The organism is Floccifex porci, assembly GCF_009696175.1.
Lineage (GTDB): Bacteria > Bacillota_I > Bacilli_A > Erysipelotrichales > Erysipelotrichaceae > Floccifex > Floccifex porci.
Genome location: NZ_VUMM01000021.1, coordinates 1 through 15,039 on the forward strand (window position 1 = coordinate 1; position 15,039 = coordinate 15,039).

The following is a 15,039-nucleotide window of genomic DNA, read 5'->3' on the forward strand; positions in this document are numbered from 1 at the left end:
GCCTGTACCTTTTGTTCTTTTGTATATTTAGCTTTTCTTCCCATATAAAAAATCCCACCTTTGTAGTTTCACATCAATGGGATAATTTTAATTATTTCGTGTGTCTACTTCAGTGGGATTATATCAAATACCAATCCTTTTTTTATAAAAAAAAGAAATGGTTTCCCATTTCTAAATATAATGAATGATCGCATTTTCCAGTACGATCTGACTGGCTTTCATCAGTTTCATTTCCGTTTCCAGTTCATCATGAGGAATCTGCTGTTTAACCGTTTCTATATCCACATTATAGGAAGCTGCAATCAGTTTCATCTGTTCTTCAATTTCTTCTTCTACATCAATGATATTTTCTAAACGAGCTACTTCCATTAAAGCCACTTCTAAACGAACCTGTTTGATCGCAAAATCTCTAAACTGTTCTATAATGTCTTCACGACTCTGTCCTACCATCTGCAGATACTGATCTAAAGTCACACCCTGCTGCTGCAGCTGTGCTTCTATTCGAGTCACCTGCTGATTCAAAGCGGTCTGAATCAGATCTTCTGGTAAATCTCCCTCTACTGTATTCATCAGAATATCAAATACCGCATCCTGTACATGTTCATCCGTCTGTTTCTGTGCTTCATTGGATAAATACGCTTTCAGATAAGCATAAAATTCATCCACATTTTTTACTTCTGGTAAATGTAAAGACTGTACAAATTCATCATTCAATTCCGCTGGCTTGGTATTATAAATGTCATGTACTTTTACTTTAAAAATAACTGGCTGTCCTGCCAGACTTTTTTCCTGATAATTTTCTGGGAAAGTCACATGAAGATCTTTTTCTTCTCCCTTACCCATTCCAATCATCTGATCTTCAAATCCAGGAATAAATTGTCCAGAACCAATAACCATTTCATAATTTTCAGCCGTTCCTCCATCAAAGGCAACTCCATCTTTCATTCCTTTAAAATCAAATAAAGCAGTATCTCCTTTTTCAATTGTTCCTTCTTTTGATTCTTTTACTGGATTCTGATTTAAAGTATATTGTACCTGTCTTTCTACCATTTCCTGGCTACATTCTACTTTTTTAACTTCTACTTCAATTCCTTTATAATTTCCAATTTTAATTTCCATAGTCTATCCTTTCTAACAACCCTACCACTATATCATAAATTCTTTTCTTTTTCGAACACTTCTAAAAAAGGGATAACTTCCTGAACAGGAATTTTGTGATTTCCTAAAAATTTCTCCATCCAGACCATACTGTACCATCGATCAAATTTATACCCACACTGATGAAACTGTCCTACCATTGAATAACCCATATGTTCATGAAAATGAACACTGTTTAAATTCAAATATTCATCTTCTTTTTCAATATAGCTGATACAGGCATTCACATTTAAAATATTCTGTTTCTTTAAATATTTTTCCAGTTCAATATATAATTTTTTTCCAATTCCTTTTCCTTTACAATCTGGATCTACATAAATGGTCGTTTCCACGGACCAGTCATAGGCTTTTCTTCCTTTAAAAACAGAAGCATAGGCATATCCTTTTATTGTATTGTTTTCTTCATAAACCAAATAGGGATATCGCTTTAAAATATTCTGAATTCGATTTTCAAATTCTTTTTCACTAGGCACTTCGTATTCAAATGTAATGGCAGTATGTAATACATAATAAGAATAAATACGAAGAAGCTGTGGGATATCACTTAATTTTACGATACGAATCATAGTTTCTTCCTTCTTTCATGTTTCTCATTATACCTTTTATTTGACAGAAAGAAAATTTTTTTATATGATAGCCTCCTTGTAAAAGAGGATTTCATATGATACAGATCACAATGATTTATATTTTAACGTATCTTATTTATAAAAGAAGACAGACTCAATTTATAAAAATACATGATAGTATCACATTCTTTTCCTGTTTCACATTTCTGCAGGATCCTTTATTTTCCACTTTAGGATTTGTAGCTGCCATTACAGGAATCACAATGATGATCTATCTGATGCGATATAAAACGGAAATACTATAGTTTTATATCGCATTTTATTTTATGAATGTATTATTTTTAGATGGTATTTTAAATTCTGGAAGTGGAATTGAAGATTCAAAACTGGAAATTTTAAAACAGATTGTCAAGTAAACAAAAACGGAAATTATACTGATTTCTTCCTGGAAAGAATATCTGAATAAAGATTGTAAACCTAAAAATATTATGGGAGAATATCTGATTGAGAAACTGAATCGGTTCAATCTAAAACTTTATGCACGTACAGATAGTGATATAGTAAATCAAGGGAAAACCATCTACAACTGGTTACAGAAACATCTGAATGTGAAACATTATATTATTTTAGATGACAATGTATATGATTATGAAAAATACAATTTAATGGATCATTTAGTTTATTTATCTTTCCATATGGGACTTCAATACACTCATATTGAAGAATGTATAAAAAAAGTCCAGATGGACTTTTAGGCTTTGATTAGATTTTTAATTCCATTCTTTAATGCGATGGAATAGAATTCTTCCATTTGACTGGATGTATACAATTCCGGATTGTCTTTAAAACAGAATTCCATATCCAGATAAGCATATTTTGATTTGGCAAGAGGATTGTAGTTCAACAATTCATATTTTACATCTGGATATAAATTGGAAAGAAAGGAAGAAATGGAAGCAATATTTTCTTCTGTGGCACTCATTGTTGGAATTAAAGGTGTACGAATGATTACTTTATCTTTATGCTCACTTGTCAGTAAATATTCAATATTCTTCCTGATTTTCTGATTGGATACGCCAGTATATTCAATATGTTTCTGTTCATCAAATAATTTACAGTCACAGTAAATCTGATCTAAATAAGGAACCACTTTTTTCACAATGTCTAAGTCGGTATAAAAAGAAGATTCGATGGCAGTATGAACGTTTCTTCTTTTACATTCTTTTAATAAAGAAAGCATAAATTCATGCTGAAGAAAAGGTTCTCCTCCCGAAAAGGTAACACCTCCTCCATAACTGAAGAAAGCGATGTCTTTAAACAGTTCATCACAGGCAGCTACAAATGTATATTCTTTTGAATCAAAACAGATGGCGGTTGTTGGACACATATAGACAATTTCATCCCAGTTATCTTTAATATCGCGATGAATCACAATGTTTCCATCTACCCATTCAACTCCTTTATTCTTAGAAGTATGTACACAAGTCTGACAATGAATGCACTGGTTTTCCATATAAAGAATCTGAGGCTGTTTTTTTAAGCCCTCCGGATTGTGACACCATTTACAGCGAAGCGGACAACCTTTAAAAAACATAGTTGTCCGAATGCCATTTCCATCATGTGTCGCAAAGCGCTTAATGTCAAAAACAATTCCTTTAGATTTTGTCATAACTTGTTCTGGCGATGATTTCATCCTGTAAGTCTCCTGCTAATTCCGTAAAATAAGCGGTATATCCAGCTACACGAACCGTTAAAGAACTATACTGTTCTGGATGGGCTTTGGCAGCCAGCAGATCCTGTTTAGAAACAACATTAAATTGAATATGAGGAATTTCCAGATCCACAAAAGTACGCAGGAAATTCGCAAATTTTTCAATTCCAGATTGTGTTGAGAAAAATTCTGGTAAAAATTTCATATTTAATAAACCACCATTGGTTGTACACTGATTATCCAGACGAGAAACCGATTTTAATACCGCTGTTGGACCATTTAAGTCTCGTCCATATACAGCCGATAATCCTCCATCGGCCAGCGGAGTCTGTGATAGACGACCATCTGCACTGGCTCCTACATTCTGTCCCATTGGAACATGAGCACTGACAGTATACATTCCTGTATGATAAGGACCCTTTCGATAATTTGTATATTTTTTTAATTTATTTCTGAACGCATTGGCCCATTTTGATCCCAGTTCATCCACCCATTGAATATCGTTTCCATATTTTTCTACACGATTCAACAATGTCTGACGTAAAACTTCCTGTCCTTCAAAATTTGTCTGTAAAGCATATTCCAGATCATGAGCCGAAATACGTTTTTCATCAAATACCATCTTCTTAATCGCTGCCATAGAATCCGCTAAATTGGCTACCTGTATCATCTGGATTCCTGATAAGTTATAACGGGCTCCTCCATTGACAACATCCATACCTGATTCAATACAGTCATCAATGACACAGGACAGGAATGGAGTTGGCAAATGATCCTGATGTCCTTTTTCCACTTTTTCACAACATTCGATCATTTTATCAATGAAATAATCCATTGTTTTTTCAAAAGCGTTTTCCAGTTCTTCAAAAGAAGAATAGGTACTTAAAGAACCATAATCTGGTGACAGCTGTTTATGGGTAATTAAACATTTTCCATGATTTAAAGTCAATTCCAGTACTTTACATAAATTGAACATTGCTGAATCGGACCATCCTAAATTGTTTCCCTGTGTTGTGATTTCAACACATCCAACAATGGCATAATCTCTGGCATCTTCTTTTGAAATTCCCAGTTCTTCTAAAGCTGGAATCAGACATTTATCATTAAAGAACTGTGGCATTCCACTTCCTTTTGATACACAGCGTACCGCATGTTCTAACAGTTCCTGATTGGTTTTTTCATGTAGACGAACACTTAAATTTGGCTGAGGTAAACCAATTTCTTCCTGTGCTTTAATAAATAAATGACTTAATTCATTACAGAAATCATTTCCATTTTCATCCACTCCCCCAACGGCAATATTAAATCCAATTGGGAATCCCGCAAAATATTTTGCACTATGAGCATTTCTTAAATATACAATCTGATTAAATTTTAACCACAGACATTCAATCAGTTCTAAAGCTTCTTCATCGCTAATCATTAATTCTTCTTTGTCTTTTTTATAGTAAGGATACAATGATTCATCTAAACGACCTGGAGAAAAGCTGGAGGCATTACTTTCCATATGAAGAATAACCATTAAAAACCATAAAGACTGAATGGCTTCTCTAAAACTTTGTGCCGGACGAACCGATAAATCATGACAAATTTGAGCAACGTCTTCTTTTCCCATTGATTTTGCCAGAGTGGCATATCGATTCATAAAATTCTGTACACCCTTCATCACAAGAATCACTGACTGATAGAACTCAATTTTCTTTTCATCTGTACAATCCTTTAATTTTGATTCAGCTCTTTGAATATAACCAGCAGGTCCTGTTTCCAGCCATTCCTTTACATTTGGACAAATATGTCCCTGTGCATGATCAGTCTGATTGATTTTTACAACAGTACTGATGGCAGAAATTTTTCCATCGGCCTTCACATCATCTTCTAAAGATCTTCCTTTCCAGTAAGGAAGGATCACATTACGGAATGTTTCAATGTCTTCTGGATGTACATTGAATTTGTCCTGTGGACGAGTCGGAATGGTTTCAAATTCAGAATCTACCCAGCTGATCCCACTTTCTGGAAAAACCACTCCATATCTGGATCCTTTGGTACGATTTCCAACAATCAGTTCTTCTGATTCCATACCAATTTCAATTTCATTTAATGCATTATATAAAGAGTAAGCACGTTTCATCTGAACCGATTCATTCTCGTGTTCTTTATAAGTACGAGTAATGATCAAAGCCTGTTCAATGCTTACATAACGAGGACAAGATAACATTTTTTCTTTCAGAATTTCGATTCGTTTATTCATATTTTCCTCCAATTTATTGTTTTTTATTGTTTATAAGCCAAATATACGATAATAAACAAGAATTGTCAATAAAAAAGACTAGATTATTTCCAGTCCTTTCTTATCTAAATATTCTTTCTGTTTATTATTTAATTCTTTATCCGTAATGATACCATTAAAATCTTCCAGTCTGGCACAAACAAAATTTCCATCCTGTTCAAATTTTGCTCCTTCTACTACCACATAACATTTTTTTGAACGAGAAATCACCAGTCTTTTTGTCATTCCATCGTTTACATCATAAGTTGTCAGCTGATTGTGTTTTAAATCAATTCCAACAACTCCAATAAAACTGATATCAAACTGATAATCTTTTAATATTTCATTGGTAATGGCCCCCACAAATCCATCTTTGGTTTTATTAAACCCTCCCCCAATGAATATCAAATTCGTATCGCACTCAGCACTAAAGATCAATAATATATCTACACTGTTTGTCACAACTGTAATATTTAAATTTCTCTGATAGATCAGTTTAGCCAATTCAATATTAGATGTAGAAATTCCTAAAAAAATCATCGCTCCTGGTTTGATGAGTTCTATCGCTTTTCGTGCAATGCATTTCTTTTCTTCTACATATTTGTCCAGACGGGCACTGACATTAAACGTATGAGGATTTTCTCTTATACTGACGGCTCCACCATGAATTCGTTTCAGTTTTCCTTCTTTTTCAAGAATTGCCAGATCTTTACGAATGCAGTCTTCCGTTACATTGTATTCCAGGGCTATATCGCGAACCCGTATAGACGATTCCAGATTTAATTTTGCCAGAATATGATCGTGTCTTTCTTTTTGCAGCATTTTATTGTTCTCCCATTCTAATTAATATTTGACAGATAGTCATGTATCATGTATTCTTAATTCGATGCAAGAATACCCAAGTGGCTGAAGGGGCTCGCTTGGAAAGCGAGTAGATCGTTAACGCGGTGCCAGGGTTCAAATCCCTGTTCTTGCGCCATGAAAATCCGAGTGCTATGCACTCTTTTTTTTATATTCCCACTTCTTCAAAAATATATTCATAAAGTTCCTGATTCAGTTTCATTGCACTTTGTGGTGCATTTTTCAATCCATGTTCTTTTAAACAAGTATATGTCAATAAATCATTGTTCACAAAATGAATGAGTTCCATCTGAAAAAAACGAGAATATTTCTGATTTCTTATAGATTCTGTTTTTGAATACCAGAATTCTTCATACAGATCACAGGAAGATAGATTTATCTGTGTAACGATACACAGCGCAACTATTCTTTGAATGGGCCAGCTGCTGTATACTAAAACAATATCTCCCACTTCAAAATTAAAAAACTGACGAGAAGTTAAAGTTTTATATTTTTTTAGACATCCCATATGATTAAATACATTGGGATTCATGGACACGATCCATATCTTTTTATTCTGAATGGATATCAGCTGATTGGTAAAAGCTGATAAAAACATTTCCATTTCAAATTCATGTTCAAATTCATACTGAATACCATAATGAATTGAATTTGTTTCAGGAAAACGTTTCAGATCCGAATTGTAATGCATGCATCCATTGTATCCTTTCATAAAGATATCCGGATGAATAACCAGATTGTAGGTATCTGTTTTTAAACTGTAAATTGTTTCATTCATCACATTGTTTCGATAGGAAATGGCTTTTTCTGTTTCTGTTTCCTGTTCAAATCCATATTTCAATAATAAAGAAGAAATGTCTTTAAAATGAGAAAAAGAAGTCTTTTCCTGAACAAATTCCATACCAAATGAATGTAAAAAATGAATGGAATCCAGTTCCAGCCATTTCTTTTCTAAAGACTGGGCAATTTCATATGGGATTTGAATTCCACTGGATTTTGATAACCAGTTAAAATTTGAAGATATTTTTTTACATTCATTCAGATTTAATATATCCTGTGTTTCATAATCATCAATGCGATCAAAGCAGACATAAATATAATGTATACCATCCTGTTCAAATACCGAACTCATTGCCTTTCCACTGGCAATGATTCCTTTAGGAAACTGCTTTAATTTCATTAAAAAAATGCGATCTTCTTTCTGAATGGATCGATTCTTTCCACAATTCCATTTCTGATACGTACAGGCAACCTGTTCTATTTCATTCATTTTTTCTTTCCGACATTCCCAGCTTTCACTGTTCCATGTCAATAACCACGTTCTCATATATTTATTTTACACTATATATTGTATAAAAATCACTTGTTTCCAAGTGATTTTTATTTCTTTTTATTATTTTTTCTTTAAAATCCGATCAGCTACATAAACACCACTTGCCGAAGCATGAGATAAAGAATGAGTTACACCCGATCCATCACCAATCACATACAATCCTTTGTATTTTGTTTCCAGATTCTTATTTAACTCTACTTCCATATTGTAGAATTTCACTTCCACTCCATACAGTAATGTATCATCGTTGGCTGTTCCTGGGGCAATTTTATCTAAGGCATAGATCATTTCAATAATGCCATCTAATATACGTTTTGGAAGCACCAGACTTAAATCTCCTGGTGTGGCATTCAATGTCGGATGCACCAGCCCTTCTTCGATTCGCTTCTGTGTACTTCGTCTTCCTCTTTCCAGATCGCCAAAGCGCTGAACAATAACGCCTCCACCTAACATATTGGACAATCGTACGATATTTTCTCCATATCCATTGGAATCATTAAATGGTTCGGTAAACTGTTTGGATACCAGTAAGGCAAAGTTGGTATTTTCTGTTTTTTTATCTTCTCCTTCAAAACTGTGTCCATTGACTGTGACAATTCCATTGGTATTTTCATTGACGACAATTCCGTTTGGATTCATGCAGAAAGTTCGAACCTTATCTTCGAATTTTTCTGTACGATAGACAATTTTACTTTCATATAAAGAATCGGTCAAATGAGAAAAGATCACTGCAGGCAGTTCCACTCGAACACCTAAATCCACGCGATTGGATAAAGTAGGAATCTTCATTTTTTTACACAGACTCTGCATCCATTTCGAACCCGATCTTCCCACCGATACAATGCATTTGTCACAGTCTGCTGTATCTTTCTTTGTATAGATTCGATATCCTTTTTCTAAAACATCGATGGTTTCAACCGGTGTATCAAAATAAAAATCTACTTTTTCTTTTAATTCATTGTATAAATTTTCCAGAACGATATAATTGATATCCGTTCCCAGATGACGCACCGAAGCATCCAGAAGCTTCAGTTTATTCTGCATACATAATTTTTTAAAGTTTGAACCCGCTGTGGAATACATCTTTGTATCCTGTCCACCATATTTCACATTGATTTCATCCACATATTTCATCAGTTCAATGGCTTTATCTTTTCCAATATATTCATATAAAGTTCCCCCAAAGTCATTGGTGATATTGTACTTTCCATCACTGAAAGCACCTGCTCCTCCAAATCCATTCATGATCGAACAGCTGGCACAGTTGATACATGTCCTTATCTTCTTTCCATCAATGGGACATTTTCTTTTTTGAAGTTCATGTCCCGCTTCAAAGACTGCAATTTTGAGACTGGATTTCTTTGATAATTCATAAGCCGAAAAGATCCCTCCGGGTCCGGCTCCTATAATAATGACATCATATTTCATAATGCTGATCCTTTCTTTTTATATAAGACAATACATAAAATCATACATATTCCTTCACTTAATGGAAATGCCATCCATCCTGTTTCTAATCCAAATGTATGCATAAGAACATATACAAGTGGAATTAAAAGAATAATTTGACGCATTAAACTAATAAGTAAAGACAGGTTCTGTTTATTGGTTGCCTGTAAAATCGAACAGAATATAATGGAAATACCTGAAAAAATGAATCCGATACTGATGGTTCTTAATGCCGGTATTCCAATCTTTAATAATTCTTCATTGGCATCGAATAAAAATAATAGAGAGTCTGGAAAGAATTGAAATAATAGAGTTCCCATACTCATTAATACAATCGATAAGAACAATGAAAATTTAAGTGCCTGATGAATTCTTTCTTTATTTTTCGCTCCATAATTAAAGGAAACAACAGGAATGATGGCATTATTGATTCCATTGACTGGCATATATACAAATTGGGAAATCTTAAAATAAATTCCAAACACTGAAACAGCCAGTACATTAAATGAAACCAATATCGAATTCATAAACAAATTCATTATGCTTAATAAAGATTGCATCAGTATAGCTGGTATTCCTATTTCATATATGTTTTTTATCATTGAAAAAGAAAGAGAAAAATTCTTCATTGTAAATTCAATTTCTTTGATTTTATATTTTGTGATCCAGATACCAATTGTCATGGCAATGATCTGTCCAGTAACGGTGGCAATAGCTGCTCCTGTCACTCCCATTTGAAGACCAAAGATCAGAATGGGATCTAGAATGATATTGATAATGGCTCCCATTCCCTGCATCACCATATTGTAGACGGAATGCCCTGTTGCCTGCATGATTCTTTCATAGGTAATCTGTATAAAGATAGAAAACGAAAACAGTAAGCAGTTTCTTAGATAACTCTGTCCCAATAAAATAATTTCCGGATCTGATGTATAAGAAGATAAAAACCATTTCACACCAAAAATACCAAACAGAGCAAATATCAGTCCATTCAACAAAGATAAAAGAATTCCATGCGAAGCAATCTGTATGGCTTCTTTTTCTTTCTTTTCTCCCAGATATCTGGATATCAGCGTATTGACTCCTACTGCTGTCCCACAGGCAAAAGCTATCATTATTGTCTGAATAGGAAATGCCAGAGAAACAGCTGTTAGTGCATTTTGTGATATATGGGCAATAAATATACTGTCCACAATATTGTAGAGTGCCTGTACCAGCATTGAAATCATAATGGGAAAAGCCATTGACAGAATCAGTTTTTTCATTTCCATTGTTGCCATTTTATTGTTCATAATTACCTCCTTTTTCACCTTAAACAGATTCAAAGGGGATGTTTAAGATTTTACGCAACAATAGACCAGACAAGCTGGTCTATATTTCACAAACATGATTTTGATTCAATTCCTTTTATTATCTTATCACAATAGGTAAGAAATGTTACCATTCAATTCATTGTTTTTATAAGAATAAAGCTAAGACAAATAAAATAATAATGATCCATAAGATACATTTGATTAAAAATTTAGTTGTCTTAAAAATAATCTTTAAAAATATCACTGTTAGAATCAATGTAAATATAAAGTGCATATTTTAATCTTCTTTCTATTAGGATAAAATAATACCATGATACAATACTTTTTTTCAAACTGGAAAGACATACCTGATACATACCAATGGAAAGCCTATAGTCTAGAATACTGGATCTGGATTCTTATTTTAATCACTCTTATTGTGATTATGGCAAAAATTTATAAAAAATCAAATCATAAAGATGCGATTTTAAAAGGAATTGCGATTGTCATTGTGATTCAGGAAATCCTGAAAGACATTCTGCACTATTATGCAGGCAGTCTGGAATTAGAACATCTGCCTCTTCATTTATGTGGCATTTCTATCTTTATGGTTTGCTGGCATGCTTTTTCAAGAAATAAATTAAATACCCAGTTTATTTATGCCTTGACTCTGCCTGGTGCCATTTTCGCTCTGGCTTTTCCAAACTGGACACAGTATCCCATTTTCCATTTTTCCAGTTTCAACAGCTTTACCATTCATACCTGGCTGATCATGTATGTTGTGATCCAGCTGTATGGTAAAACATTAAGACCCAATTTTAAAGATTTAAAATACACTTTTATCTTTACTCTTTTATTAATGATTCCAATCTATTTTTTAAATAAGATCTGGAATACCAATTTTTTCTTTTTAAATACGCCCAGTCCTGGATCTCCATTGATGTTTTTATATCAGTTATTTGGAAATGGATACGTGATTGCCTTAGTTTTATTATTTATACTGTTATGGATATTAATATACATTCCCTGGATGGAGACTTATGAAAATAAAAGCTATCAGAAAAATCGAGAATTATCGTAATTTATCATCCCAAAGCATTCAATTTGATGAAAATGTGAATTTTATCATTGGTGAAAACGAAATTGGGAAAACCAATATACTGGAACTGATCTCGCGCTTCTTTATTGAAAAACATTTTTTAGAATCGGATTACTATGATCTTTCAAAACCAGTAAAAATCACATTTGAGCTGGAAGATCATACATTATTAAAAGGAATTCAATATCCACATTCTTCTTTACAGATTAATCATGAATATAAAATAAATGGACTGTTTTTAAAAGACATCCATCCAAAAGATGAACAGTCTTATATACAATCTATTTTTAAACAGATTCATACTGTTAAAGACTCCATTTCTTTTCTATTGCTGGATGAACCTGAAAATCATTTACAGCCTTATAAACAAAGAACCCTGATCAAAAAAATTGTGGAATTGACTTCCTGTCAATTGTTTATTGTGACACATTCCCCAAATATTCTTTTGATGAATTATAAACAGTTTATCCGTGTATTTCGTAATGATACCTGTTTATCAATCGTTTCTGGTTCAACGATTTCTTTAGAAAATACAGAACTGATCAAACATATGCTTCATAATTTCATTTATTTAAAAGAAGCCATGTTTTCTCATCTGGTCCTGTTTGTGGAAGGAGACAGCGAATATGGAGCCCTGCCTGTTTTTGCACAGCGAATGAATATCGATCTGGATGAATATGGGATTGGAATTGTAAAACTGGATGGAGCCGAAAGTGTATGTCGGTGTATGAATTTATATCAGAAATTTGGCATTCCTTCTTTAGCAATCATTGATAGAGATAAAGAAGAAAAATATAGAAACGTACAATCCATCACTTTTACAGAAGGAATCGATTTTGAAGAAGATCTATATAATTCTTTTGAATTTGAGGATTACGTTTCCTTTATAAAAACAATGAAACACGATTCTTCTTTTTTAAAAAATTATCATAATGAAAATAAAAAATCGTACATGCTTGAACAGAAAAAGAATCAGTTAAAATATTTAAGAGAGAAGAAAAATGCGTATAAAGGATTTCTTCTTGCCAAATATGTCACGAAAATACCAGATAGTTATATTCAGCTCATTTATAAAGCAATTAAAGTGACATCAAAATTTAAATCATGTAAAATATAAGTAGGAGGAAACACATTATGAACAACAAAGCAATGTACAATCTGACTTATGGATTATTTATCTGTACCGCAAGAGATGGAGATAAAGATAATGGGTGTATTGTCAATACCGTCAGTCAGGTCACAACTTCCCCAAATCGTATTGTTGTTGCGGTTAATAAAGATAATTATACGCATGATATGATTATGAAAACAAAAGAATTCAATATTTCAATTCTAACTGAAAAAGCTTCTTTTGATACATTTAAACACTGGGGATTTCAAAGTGGAAAAAATGTAGACAAAGCCATCGGAATTGAATATTGTCGAAGCGATAATGGTATCATCTATATTGCCAATCAGACAAATGCCTATATCAGTGCAAAAGTATTATATCCAATTGAATTAGGTACTCATACTTTATTTATTGCGGATGTAACCGATTGTGAAGTATTGTCTGAAGATCCTTCCGTAACATATTCTTATTATCATAGTCATATTAAACCAAAACCACAGCCTGCCAAGAAAAAAGGATGGGTATGTACGATTTGTGGTTACATTTATGAAGGAGAAGTTTTACCAGATGATTTTATCTGTCCTTGGTGTAAACATCCTGCATCCGATTTTAAACCTCTTTAGAAAGGAGATAAAACATGAACTATTATATTTGTCCTGTATGTAAAAAAATTGTAGAAGTCATTAAAGATTCTCCTGTTCCTTTAATCTGCTGTGGAAAACCAATGGAGAAACTGGAAGCCAATACAACTGATGGAGCTTTTGAAAAACACGTTCCTGTCATTGAAATGGAAGGAAATCAGGTAACAGTACGTGTTGGATCTGTAAATCATCCTATGTTAGATGTTCATTATATTGAATGGATCACAATTGAAACAAAACAGGGTACACAGACAAAATATCTAAAACCTGGACAGGAACCAAAAGCTGTATTCACACTGGCAGATGGAGATTCTGTAATTGCAGCTTATGAATACTGTAATCTTCATGGATTATGGAAAAAAGATAAATAACATAATTTCCCATTATCATTTGAAATTTTAAAGAGAAGTTTTTTATATAGTATAGTTGAGCAAAGATAAAGCTCAAACAAATAAAAATTTCTTCATATATTCTCTCTTCTCTTAAACAGACAAAAAGACAAGGTTCAAAAACCTTGTCTTTTTATGTCAGTATCCAAACAACATAGTGGATATCATTGAAAAAATACATAAAACCCAAAATAAGATCATAGGTATATTAAAAAAAGTATATTTAATCAGATCCTCACTTACAGGAGCAATATTTAATGAATTTAAGAATTGTTTTCCTTTATAAACACAATATATACATCCAGCAATCATTAAAAGAGAAATCATTCCATCCACAATGGAAATCATATCATAAGAACCATAATAATATATCACTGTGATAAGAACCGCCCATGCATTATTTAAAAAATGAATCCCTATATTGATTTTCATTGAATCATATTTTAAAGATAAATAAGCCATTAAAAAGCCTAAAAAGAAAGTAAAGAAAAATTGAGTCACATCCATATGCAGCAATGCGAACAAAAAGCTGCTGGTAAATATCGCAAAGAAACGATTGTACCGGTCCAGTATTCTTAATATGGCCCCTCTAAACAACAGTTCTTCAAATATAGGTGCAATAATTAATGCCGATATATAGATCGCAATATTCTGCCATACATTATCACTTAATAGAATATCAGATGTATCGGTATATATATTAAATACATTTTCCATTACATTCAGGAAAATTCCATTCAATAAATTAATAGCCAGTATAAATAAAAAAGAATAAAGATATATTTTTTTTGAAAATGGATGATTGGTGCATTTCAGTTCTAAATTACAGGATTTTTTTAAATAAATATAGGCAATTACCATACTTACAATACTGATTAGAATGGATAACCAGTTGATAGCTGTCATAGACTTGGCAAAGAAACCAATTAAAAATCCAGCTGATAATTGAATGATGATCAAAAGCCATAAACCATAACCGATCCGTTTACAGTCTCTTTTCATTTCAAACATAAAATAACCCCCCTTATTTGAATTTTATTGTATCATATTTTATGATTATATTATAAATACTAGATTTCTGGTATTAAGAAACATCATTTCACGCTCAAATAAGTCCAATATATAACACTAAAACACCATACATTTGTTATATATCAATCAAG

15 protein-coding genes and 1 tRNA gene are annotated in these 15,039 nt (G+C 32.7%); 7 read left to right on the forward strand and 9 right to left on the reverse strand.

All coding sequences use genetic code 11. From position 1 onward, the window contains the following. Nucleotides 1-171: 171 nt before the first annotated feature. Together tig and FYJ50_RS08560 are read right to left on the reverse strand one after the other, a co-directional pair. Nucleotides 172-1,119, reverse strand: coding sequence for a trigger factor (tig, locus tag FYJ50_RS08555; protein ID WP_154461042.1), 948 nt, complete (start codon nt 1,117-1,119; stop codon nt 172-174). A gap of 32 nt (nt 1,120-1,151) precedes the next feature. Continuing rightward, a complete protein-coding gene (locus FYJ50_RS08560; protein WP_154461044.1) occupies nt 1,152-1,724 on the reverse strand; it encodes a GNAT family N-acetyltransferase in 573 nt (190 codons plus the stop codon). 95 nt (nt 1,725-1,819) lie between these two features. Here FYJ50_RS08560 and FYJ50_RS08565 point away from each other — a divergent pair, with 95 nt between their 5' ends. Further along, a complete protein-coding gene (locus tag FYJ50_RS08565; RefSeq protein ID WP_154461045.1) occupies nt 1,820-2,029 on the forward strand; it encodes a hypothetical protein in 210 nt (69 codons plus the stop codon). A gap of 126 nt (nt 2,030-2,155) precedes the next feature. After that, nucleotides 2,156-2,479: an HAD domain-containing protein gene (locus FYJ50_RS08570; RefSeq protein ID WP_338083009.1), complete on the forward strand. Its 324-nt coding sequence runs from the start codon at nt 2,156-2,158 to the stop codon at nt 2,477-2,479. On the opposite strand, the gene FYJ50_RS08575 is transcribed toward FYJ50_RS08570, so the two are convergent. The 3 genes from FYJ50_RS08575 to FYJ50_RS08585 form a co-directional block, all read right to left on the reverse strand. Further along, nucleotides 2,476-3,417 (reverse strand): glycyl-radical enzyme activating protein, encoded by a 942-nt coding sequence (locus tag FYJ50_RS08575; RefSeq protein ID WP_154461049.1) that lies wholly within the window; start codon nt 3,415-3,417, stop codon nt 2,476-2,478. The genes FYJ50_RS08570 and FYJ50_RS08575 overlap by 4 nt on opposite strands. After that, a complete protein-coding gene (locus FYJ50_RS08580) occupies nt 3,380-5,683 on the reverse strand; it encodes a glycyl radical protein (protein ID WP_154461051.1) in 2,304 nt (767 codons plus the stop codon). The genes FYJ50_RS08575 and FYJ50_RS08580 overlap by 38 nt, the downstream gene beginning before the upstream one ends. Before the next feature lie 78 nt (nt 5,684-5,761). After that, nucleotides 5,762-6,523: a DeoR/GlpR family DNA-binding transcription regulator gene (locus FYJ50_RS08585; RefSeq protein ID WP_154461053.1), complete on the reverse strand. Its 762-nt coding sequence runs from the start codon at nt 6,521-6,523 to the stop codon at nt 5,762-5,764. A 66-nt stretch (nt 6,524-6,589) separates the two neighbouring features. Between FYJ50_RS08585 and FYJ50_RS08590 the strand changes: the two genes are divergently transcribed. Next, nucleotides 6,590-6,680 (forward strand) — tRNA-Ser (locus FYJ50_RS08590). A 30-nt stretch (nt 6,681-6,710) separates the two neighbouring features. Here FYJ50_RS08590 and FYJ50_RS08595 read toward each other — a convergent pair. The 3 genes from FYJ50_RS08595 to FYJ50_RS08605 form a co-directional block, all read right to left on the reverse strand. Beyond that, nucleotides 6,711-7,889: a hypothetical protein gene (locus tag FYJ50_RS08595; RefSeq protein ID WP_154461055.1), complete on the reverse strand. Its 1,179-nt coding sequence runs from the start codon at nt 7,887-7,889 to the stop codon at nt 6,711-6,713. Nucleotides 7,890-7,955: 66 nt separating this feature from the next. Continuing rightward, nucleotides 7,956-9,323 carry an NAD(P)/FAD-dependent oxidoreductase gene (locus FYJ50_RS08600; RefSeq protein WP_154461057.1) on the reverse strand — a complete coding sequence of 456 codons (1,368 nt, stop codon included), beginning with the start codon at nt 9,321-9,323 and terminating at the stop codon, nt 7,956-7,958. Continuing rightward, nucleotides 9,320-10,636 (reverse strand): MATE family efflux transporter, encoded by a 1,317-nt coding sequence (locus FYJ50_RS08605; RefSeq protein ID WP_154461059.1) that lies wholly within the window; start codon nt 10,634-10,636, stop codon nt 9,320-9,322. The genes FYJ50_RS08600 and FYJ50_RS08605 overlap by 4 nt, the downstream gene beginning before the upstream one ends. Nucleotides 10,637-10,967: 331 nt before the next feature. Between FYJ50_RS08605 and FYJ50_RS08610 the strand changes: the two genes are divergently transcribed. From FYJ50_RS08610 to FYJ50_RS08625, 4 genes are read left to right on the forward strand one after another with little or no spacing between them, the layout of a single operon-like run. Beyond that, nucleotides 10,968-11,717, forward strand: a complete 750-nt coding sequence (locus FYJ50_RS08610; RefSeq protein ID WP_154461061.1) for a YwaF family protein — start codon at nt 10,968-10,970, stop codon at nt 11,715-11,717. After that, complete coding sequence (locus tag FYJ50_RS08615; RefSeq protein ID WP_154461063.1) at nt 11,677-12,852, forward strand: ATP-dependent nuclease; 1,176 nt, start codon at nt 11,677-11,679, stop codon at nt 12,850-12,852. Before FYJ50_RS08610 ends, FYJ50_RS08615 begins: the two co-directional genes overlap by 41 nt. A 17-nt stretch (nt 12,853-12,869) precedes the next feature. Then, complete coding sequence (locus tag FYJ50_RS08620) at nt 12,870-13,469, forward strand: flavin reductase family protein (RefSeq protein ID WP_154461065.1); 600 nt, start codon at nt 12,870-12,872, stop codon at nt 13,467-13,469. A gap of 14 nt (nt 13,470-13,483) precedes the next feature. Next, entirely contained in the window at nt 13,484-13,858 is a 375-nt protein-coding gene (locus FYJ50_RS08625; RefSeq protein WP_154461067.1) for a desulfoferrodoxin family protein, read from the forward strand. Between the two features lie 156 nt (nt 13,859-14,014). On the opposite strand, the gene FYJ50_RS08630 is transcribed toward FYJ50_RS08625, so the two are convergent. Next, nucleotides 14,015-14,887: a CPBP family intramembrane glutamic endopeptidase gene (locus FYJ50_RS08630; RefSeq protein WP_154461069.1), complete on the reverse strand. Its 873-nt coding sequence runs from the start codon at nt 14,885-14,887 to the stop codon at nt 14,015-14,017. Between the last annotated feature and the right edge of the window lie 152 nt (nt 14,888-15,039).